At 75.7% G+C, this 4274-nt stretch carries 5 protein-coding genes and 1 pseudogene; 1 reads left to right on the forward strand and 5 read right to left on the reverse strand.

The annotated features are described in order from the left end of the window. From ACWEVO_RS31260 to ACWEVO_RS31275, 4 genes are all read right to left on the reverse strand, one after another. A partial coding sequence (locus ACWEVO_RS31260) for a hypothetical protein (RefSeq protein ID WP_452311059.1) occupies positions 1–234 on the reverse strand: 234 nt, incomplete at its 3' end. Next, entirely contained in the window at positions 234–1736 is a 1503-nt protein-coding gene (locus ACWEVO_RS31265; protein WP_452311060.1) for a replication-associated recombination protein A, read from the reverse strand. The genes ACWEVO_RS31260 and ACWEVO_RS31265, both read right to left, overlap by 1 nt. Positions 1737–1811: 75 nt before the next feature. Beyond that, positions 1812–2024 carry a hypothetical protein gene (locus tag ACWEVO_RS31270; protein ID WP_452311061.1) on the reverse strand — a complete coding sequence of 71 codons (213 nt, stop codon included), beginning with the start codon at positions 2022–2024 and terminating at the stop codon, positions 1812–1814. A gap of 93 nt (positions 2025–2117) precedes the next feature. Continuing rightward, positions 2118–2672, reverse strand: coding sequence for a GNAT family N-acetyltransferase (locus tag ACWEVO_RS31275; protein ID WP_452311062.1), 555 nt, complete (start codon positions 2670–2672; stop codon positions 2118–2120). Between the two features lie 26 nt (positions 2673–2698). Between ACWEVO_RS31275 and ACWEVO_RS31280 the strand changes: the two genes are divergently transcribed. Further along, the gene (locus tag ACWEVO_RS31280) at positions 2699–3439 is read left to right on the forward strand and encodes a GNAT family N-acetyltransferase (protein WP_452311063.1); all 741 of its coding nucleotides are present in this window, start codon (positions 2699–2701) and stop codon (positions 3437–3439) included. 229 nt (positions 3440–3668) lie between these two features. Here the strand turns inward: ACWEVO_RS31280 and ACWEVO_RS31285 are convergent. Then, a pseudogene (locus tag ACWEVO_RS31285) lies at positions 3669–4274 on the reverse strand (MFS transporter); the annotation flags it as partial.

The raw sequence follows: 4274 nt of genomic DNA on the forward strand, positions 1-4274 counted from the left end.
GGGCGGCGTGCCGCCCCCCGCGGGGGGCACCCCGTCGGGCGCCACACCATCCGGACCGAGCTCGCCCCGCTGCTGCTTCGCCGTCCGCAGGTCGTCGATCCAGCCGAACTCCTCGCCGGCGGTCGCCTCGTCCGGCTCGGCGTCGGCCCTGCCCCGGCCCCACCGCCGGCCCTTGGCACGAGGGTCGCGCCGTTCCTCGGGGCCGTCCTCGGGCCGCTCCGGACCACGCGCCATCACTGCTGACCCTCCTCGACGGCGTCGCTGCCGCCCTCGTTCGCCCCGTCGACCTGCTGCGGACCCGCCGGGCGACCACCGTTCACGGCGGCCGGGACGCCGCCCTCCGCGCGCGCCACCGGTGCCGGCAGGCCGCGCACGATCCGGCGCAGCAGCGGCAGCCGGCCCGCCACCGCCCGCTCCGCACCGTGGCCGCTGGGGCGGTAGTAGTCGGTCCCCACGAGATCGTCCGGAGCGTACTGCTGGGTGACCACCCCACGGTGGTCGTCGTGCGGGTAGCGGTAGCCGGCACCGTGGCCCAGGCCCCGGGCGCCGGCGTAGTGGGCGTCCCGCAGCCCGCGCGGCACCGGGCCACCCCGGCCGGCGCGTACGTCGGCGATGGCCGCGCCGATCGCCGCGGTGGCCGAGTTGGACTTGGGGGCGGTGGCCAGGTGGATCACCGCCTGGGCCAGATTGAGCTGTGCCTCGGGCAGGCCGACGTACTCGACGGCGTGCGCGGCGGCGGTGGCGACGGTCAGCGCGGTGGGATCGGCCATGCCGACGTCCTCGCTGGCGAAGATGACCATGCGCCGGGCGATGAACCGGGCGTCCTCGCCGGCCACCAGCATCCGGGCCAGCCAGTGCAGCGCGGCGTCCACGTCCGAGCCGCGCATGCTCTTGATGAACGCGCTGGTCACGTCGTAGTGGGCGTCGCCGTCACGGTCGTACCGGACGGCGGCGACGTCGACCGCCTGCTCGGCGGTGGCCAGGTCGATGCGCCCGGTGCCCCGTGCGGTGGCGGTAGCGGCCGCCGCTTCCAGGGCGGTCAGCGCCTTGCGGACGTCCCCACCGGCCAGGCGGACCAGATGGTCCTCGGCCCCGGCCTCCAGGGTGAGGGTGCCGCCCAGCCCGCGCTCGTCGGCGACCGCGCGGCGCAGCAGGCCGCGCACGGCGTCGTCGTCCAACGGCTGGAGAGTGAGCAGCACGCAGCGGGACAGCAGCGGTGAGATGACCGAGAAGTACGGATTTTCGGTGGTCGCCGCGAGCAGCGTGACCGTCCGGTCCTCGACCGCGGCGAGCAGCGAGTCCTGCTGGGTCTTGCTGAACCGGTGCACCTCGTCGATGAAGAGCACGGTCTGCGGTCCGCCGGCCCGGCGCTGCCGGCGGGCGGTGTCGATCACGGCCCGGACGTCCTTCACCCCGGCGCTCAGCGCGGACATGGCGACGAAGCGGCGGTCGGTGGCCCGGGCGACCAGGTGCGCGATGGTGGTCTTGCCGCTGCCGGGCGGCCCCCAGAGGATCACCGACATCGGTGCCGCGCCCTCGACCAGCTGGCGCAGGGGCGCGCCGGGGGCGAGCAGGTGGTCCTGCCCGACCAGCTCGTCGATGCTGGCCGGCCGCATCCGGACCGGCAGCGGCGAATCGGCCCCGATGGCGGTGAACGCGTCGACGCCGCCGGAACCCGTGGGGGCGCTGGGCGCTCCGGCGGGTTCGCCGAGGGTGAAGAGGGCGTCGGACTCCATCACGAGAACAGTACCGGGCGCGGCCGACGACGCTGGAATCGCGCCGCGGGCCGCGCCCCGGGTGATCTGTTCCGGTCAGCCGCGCCCCGGCCGCCGACCCCGGTACCAGCGGCCACCGCCGCCACCGCGCGTGCCGGTGCCGATCCCGGCCAGGTAGAGGGAGAGCAGCAGGAAGCCGATCAGCATGAGGGTGTGCGTGTTGAAGAGATCGGGGGCGCCGAGGTTCGTGTTCAGGAAGTCGAGGAGCAGCGCGAAGCCGAACACGATGGCCGCGATGATGGCGAGCATGTCGTTCCTCCGGTGGGGGTCCCAGCAGGTCGGCGAGGGATGTACCCAATCGGTCTGTTCGCCAATCTCCACCCTGGACCCGGCCACCCGGAGCTACCGGTCGGTGGCGAGAATCGCGTAGCGCACCGAGTCCCACCAGCCCCCGCGCACCAGGAGGTGGTCGCGGCTGACCCCCTCCAGCCGCATCCCGACCTTCTCCAGCACCCGACGCGAGGCGACGTGGTCGGGCCGGGTGGTGGCCTCCACCCGGTGCAGGCCCACCTGCTCGAACGCCAGCCGCAGCAACAGGCCGGCGACCTCGGTGCCGAGGCCCCGCCCCCAGTGGTCGGCGGAGAGCACGTAGCCGATCTCCCCACGCCGGTGCTGCGCGCTCTCCACGGTCAGCGTGCCCATCCCGACCAGCCGGTCCCCGTCGACCGCGGCGAGCCGGTACGCCAGCCGGGGCTCGGCCGCGGCCTCCTCCCGCCAGCTCGGCAGGAGCGCCCGGACCTCGTCGAGGGACGGCAGTTGGTCGTCCAGCACGCGGTCGAAGACGCGCGGGTCGGCCATCAGCGCGTGCAGCGAATCGGCGTCGGCGTCGTCCAGTTCCCGCAGGACGCAGTGGGGACCGGCGAGCCGGGCCGGCCGGACGGAGCGGACGGAGGTCACGGATTCTCCTCTCGTAGGCTGGCGACATGATCACTGCCGACCAGATCCTGGTGGGTCGGGACGCGCTGCTCGCCGCCACCGGGCATCACCCGTACGCCCGGCACGCGCTCTGGCGGGACCAGGACGCGCGCGGGTGGCGGCGCGGCGACGCCGTGGGTTGGCTGCTCCCGCCGGAGCAGGGGCCGGCCGGAGGGGCGCTCGGGCCGGCCGGGCCGGCGCTGGAGGTCTTCGCCGGCCTCGTCGCGGACGGGACGCTGCACGCCGGCCAGTGGCTGCACCTGCCGCGGACCTCGGCGGACGAGGTGGCCGCCCGGCTGCCCGTCGCCCGCCTCGACGAGTGGGACTTCCTGTGGACCACGGCGGCTCCGCCGGAGCAGGCCGGGGAGGACCGGGTGGTCCGCCTCACCGAGGCCGACCACCCGGCGCTCGACGCGCTCATCCGGACCTCCTTCCCCACCACGACCTCCCGCCCGGGCGATCCGCGCATCGTCGGCTGGTACGGCATCCGCGACGGCGACCGGCTGGTCGCCTGCGGCGCCGACCGGAGCCGCGGCGACATCGGCTTCCTCGCCGGCCTCACCGTGGCGGCCGACCGGCGGGGCCGGGGCCTGGGCGCCGCGCTCACCGCCGGGATGACCCGCGCCCTGCTCGGCCGGTACGACCAGGTGGCGCTCGGCGTCTACACCGACAACGTGGGCGCCATCCGGCTGTACCGCCGCCTCGGCTACACCGGCACCGAACCCCGCAGCTCCGTCCACCTCGCCTGACGCCGCCGCCCTGACGGTGTCTCTCGGCCGGCGGAGGCCACACGTCGCGGCGCCGGCGTGTCGAGGGCTCCCCCAGGCACAGAGGTTGCGTCGCACTACGAACGTGATGGCGCAGATGGATCGGTCGTCACCCGTGCGCGTACGCCGGGCGTGAGTCGTTCGCGTCATCAGGTTCGTAGCCTCCCGCCAGCCCGCTCCACCTCGGCGTCCCACTTCCCGACGGCACCCGTCAAGCGGACCGGGTGGCGGCGCCGGCCGCGGCGGCCGGGCCCGACGCCGGGGCGGCCACCGGGGCGGGCACCGGGGCCGGGCCGGCGAGGCTGCCGTCGGGACCGGTCGGCGCAAAACTCGTCTCGGAGCCGACCTCTTCGGCCGCCTCCGGTGCCGTCTCCCCCGGCGTGGCCGGCTCGCCGATGGCGGACGCGGCGGCCCGGCTCGCCCGCCAGGCCGGCAGGTAGAGCGGCGCGCCCAGGGCGAGCACCACGGCGCCGACCAGCATGGCGAGGCTGACGCTGGCGCGGTCGGCGAGGGCGGTCAGCACGACCGCGCCGAGCGCACCGGCGGGTTGCCCCACCATCGAGTTCATCGAGAGCACGCTGGTCCGGTACGGCCCGTCGACCTGCCGGTGCAGCAGCCCCATGTGCAGCGGGTTGGACGCGCCGTGCACGGTGTAGCAGGCCAGGTAGGCGACGAGCACGCCGACCGGCCCGGCGAGCAGGCCCATGCCGACCACCGTCACGCCCTGGAGGATCCGCATCAGCGCGGCGGCGGGCGCGGCGCCGAGCCGGCGCAGCAGGAACGGGGTGAGCGCGGCGCCGGCGGCGTGGGCCAGCCA

The organism is Micromonospora sp. NPDC003776 (assembly GCF_053605645.1).